At 64.8% G+C, this 3,120-nt stretch carries 3 protein-coding genes; 1 reads left to right on the plus strand and 2 read right to left on the minus strand.

Annotation, left to right across the window (positions count from 1 at the left end; translation table 11 throughout):
* Positions 1–69: 69 nt before the first annotated feature.
* Positions 70–339: a GlsB/YeaQ/YmgE family stress response membrane protein gene (locus Y706_RS0115075; protein WP_028277246.1), complete on the minus strand. Its 270-nt coding sequence runs from the start codon at positions 337–339 to the stop codon at positions 70–72.
* 229 nt (positions 340–568) lie between these two features.
* Between Y706_RS0115075 and Y706_RS0115080 the strand changes: the two genes are divergently transcribed.
* Positions 569–1,489 carry a cation diffusion facilitator family transporter gene (locus tag Y706_RS0115080; RefSeq protein ID WP_028277247.1) on the plus strand — a complete coding sequence of 307 codons (921 nt, stop codon included), beginning with the start codon at positions 569–571 and terminating at the stop codon, positions 1,487–1,489.
* A 234-nt stretch (positions 1,490–1,723) separates the two neighbouring features.
* Here the strand turns inward: Y706_RS0115080 and Y706_RS0115085 are convergent, their stop codons facing one another.
* Positions 1,724–2,932, minus strand: a complete 1,209-nt coding sequence (locus tag Y706_RS0115085; RefSeq protein ID WP_028277248.1) for an MFS transporter — start codon at positions 2,930–2,932, stop codon at positions 1,724–1,726.
* Between the last annotated feature and the right edge of the window lie 188 nt (positions 2,933–3,120).

Raw genomic sequence — 3,120 nt, forward strand, 5'->3', positions numbered from 1 at the left:
ATGGTGAGCCCCGCCGTCGTACTGTCACTGCCGCCCCCACACAAAGTGTGCGGCCAGTGCCTTGAAGAATTAGGTGGTGGTCTTGTTGCGCCCTGTGATGGCGCCGTAGATGAGCGCGGCCGCGAGGCCACCGACGATGGCCAGGAGCCAGGAACCGAGATTCCAGAATTCCATCTTGCCGCCGCCGAACAGCAGGTCCCCGATCCAGCCGCCAACAATTGCGCCGACGACGCCGAGCACGAGGCTGGTAACCCAGCCGCCACCGACCCTGCCGGGCAAGAGTGCCTTGACGATTGCACCCACTATGAGTCCGAGAATGATCCAGCCAAGAAAGCCCATGTCTCCTCCTACATATTTTTCGGCATCCAAATTGTGAATACCGAATATGGCTTCAAGCTAACATAGGGCGGATTGCTTGTCAGCAGGGGACTACCCAATCGTTACGTGGCAGCGTTGGTCCCGCCGCGGTTCGGCGCCGGCCCGGAAACCGGTACGGTATTCCTTGTGGGCGCTGGGTTCTTCCGGTGTTCGCATACACCCCGGAAGAACCCCATAAGGAGAAGCTCACGTGGCTGCAAATGGCGGTACCAAGGCGATTCTCGCGGCGCTGGCCGCAAACCTGACCATCGCCGTTTTGAAGTTCGTCGCCTACTTTCTGACGCTGTCCTCGTCCATGCTGGCCGAGGCGATTCACTCCCTCGCAGACTCCGGCAACCAGCTGCTGCTCCTGCTCGGCGGCAAACGCGCAAAGCGGGAAGCCAGCCCCGAGCACCCCTTCGGCTACGGCCGCGAGCGTTACATTTACGCCTTCATCGTTTCGATTGTGCTTTTCAGCGTCGGCGGCCTGTTCGCACTGTACGAGGCCTGGGGAAAAATCCAGCACCCGCATGCCATCGAAGGGGACTTCTGGTGGGTGCCGCTGGCCGTCCTGATCGGCGCGATCATTGCCGAGTCCTTCTCGTTCCGGACAGCGATCATCGAATCCAACCCGCTCCGCGGGAAGCAAAGCTGGGTTAAATTCATCCGCAACGCCAAGCAGCCGGAACTCCCGGTCATCCTGCTCGAGGATTTCGGTGCCCTTGTGGGCCTGGTGTTCGCGCTCTTCGGCGTGGGCCTGACGCTCCTGACCGGGAACGGCATCTGGGACGCCCTCGGCACCGCGATGATCGGTCTGCTGCTCGTGTCGATCGCCGTGGTCCTGGCCATGGAAACCAAGTCGCTGCTGCTGGGCGAGTCGGCCACCCGAGATGACGTCGCCAAGATCCGCAGCGCGATCGAGGCCGGCGGCACCAGCATCATTCACCTCAAGACCATGCACCTTGGCCCTGAGGAGCTGCTGGTGGCGGCCAAGATCAGCATCGGCCGCTCGGACTCGGGCCAGGACATAGCGAAGGCGATTGATGACGCGGAGGTCCGGGTCCGCGAAGCCGTCCCGATTGCCCGGGTCATCTACCTGGAACCGGACGTGCAGCGCGTCAGCGCCCCCTGAGCCGCCCGGCCCCTAGGGAGAACGGAAGCCACTAGGGATAACGGCAGCCGCTAGATGGAACGGCGGCCCCTCAACAAAACAGCAGTCCGGTCCAGTGCTTCACTGGACCGGACTGCTGTTCTTTTTGGAGCATCTGCGCACTGGTATCTCGGTCTCGGCCTCTTCATCTGCCGTTGCCGTGGCTGTTCTGCCGGGGTACCTCGGTCGCGGCTGTTCTGGTGCGGCTGCGGGTGGCTAGGAGGCCAGCGGCCGCCGGCGTTCTACGGCGCCGCTGAAGGCGGCGACCCCGAGACCCAGCACGGCCAGGACGGCGCCCACGAGCGCGGGGGCGACGTAGCCCCAGCCCCAGGCGATCACCAGGCCGCCCAGGAAGGCACCGAGGGCGTTGGCGACGTTGAGCGCAGCATGGTTCAGCGAGGAGGCCAGCGACGGTGCGTCCGGGGACGCATCGAGCAGCCTCGTCTGCAGGGCGGGAACGAGCATGGACCCGGCGGCGCCCACGACGAACACCATGACCAGCGCGGACCAGGCCCAGTGGACGCCCACGGCATAAACCACGAGTGCCACCGCCGTGCCGGGCAACACCCAGTAAATCGTGCCCATGACGGACTTGTCGGCGATCCGGCCGCCAACGATGTTGCCTACCACCATGCCCACGCCGTACAGGGCCACGACCAGCGGCAGCCAGACCGCCGGGAGGCCGGCGACGGAGGTCATGGTGTGCGAAATGTAGGTGTAGGTCGCGAAGAACCCGCCGAAGCCGACGATGCCGACCAGGATGGCAAGCCACACCTGCAGCCGCTTGAGCGCGCCGAGCTCCCTGCGGAAACTGGCATCGGCGTGCGGTTTCTGGAACGGGACAAACTTCCACAGCATGAAGAGCGTAATAATGCCGATCAGGCCCACCAGCAGGAACAGCAGCCGCCACCCGTAGCTCTGGCCCAGCCAGGTGGCGAAGGGGACGCCAATGACGTTGGATACCGTCAGTCCGGCCATGACCATCGAAATGGCCCAACCCCGCTTGGTCGGCGCCACCAGGGAGGCGGCAATCACGGCCGCGACCCCGAAGAAGGCGCCGTGGGGGAGTCCCGCGGCGAACCGGGACACCAGCATGGAGCCGTAGTCCGGGGCGAGGAAGGAACTGAGGTTGGCGACGCTGAAGAAGAGCATGAGCCCGAGGGCCAGATACTTCCGCGGGAGTTTGGCTCCCACCGCGGCCAGCACCGGCGCGCCAATCACGACGCCGAGGGCGTAGGCCGAAATCAGGTGACCTGCCTCGGGCGTGCTGATGTTCAGGCCCTGTTCGATCTCCTTGAGCAGGCCCATCATGGTGAATTCCGTGGTGCCGATGCCAAAGCCGCCCATCGCGAGGGCAATGATTGCCAGGGCAACGTGACGGGTGCCGGTCTTGGTCGGCGCCGGGGCGTGTGTGGTGGTTGTCATTCGTCTTTTCGGAGAGTTTTTCCGGGAGAGACCGGATGGATCGGACAGATAAATATGCTTTTAAGAACCGGGAGGGGGCGCCGAATATTCCGGAAGGTGTCGTGGCGGCCGCCTCCACCATTGTCCCCTACCTGAGCCGGCCCCGGCCCCCGGCCCCGGGCGCCGGACCCGGGCGCCGGGGGCCGGGG

It is taken from the genome of Arthrobacter sp. I3, from assembly GCF_000520575.1.
GTDB classification, from domain to species: Bacteria; Actinomycetota; Actinomycetes; order Actinomycetales; family Micrococcaceae; genus Arthrobacter; species Arthrobacter humicola_A.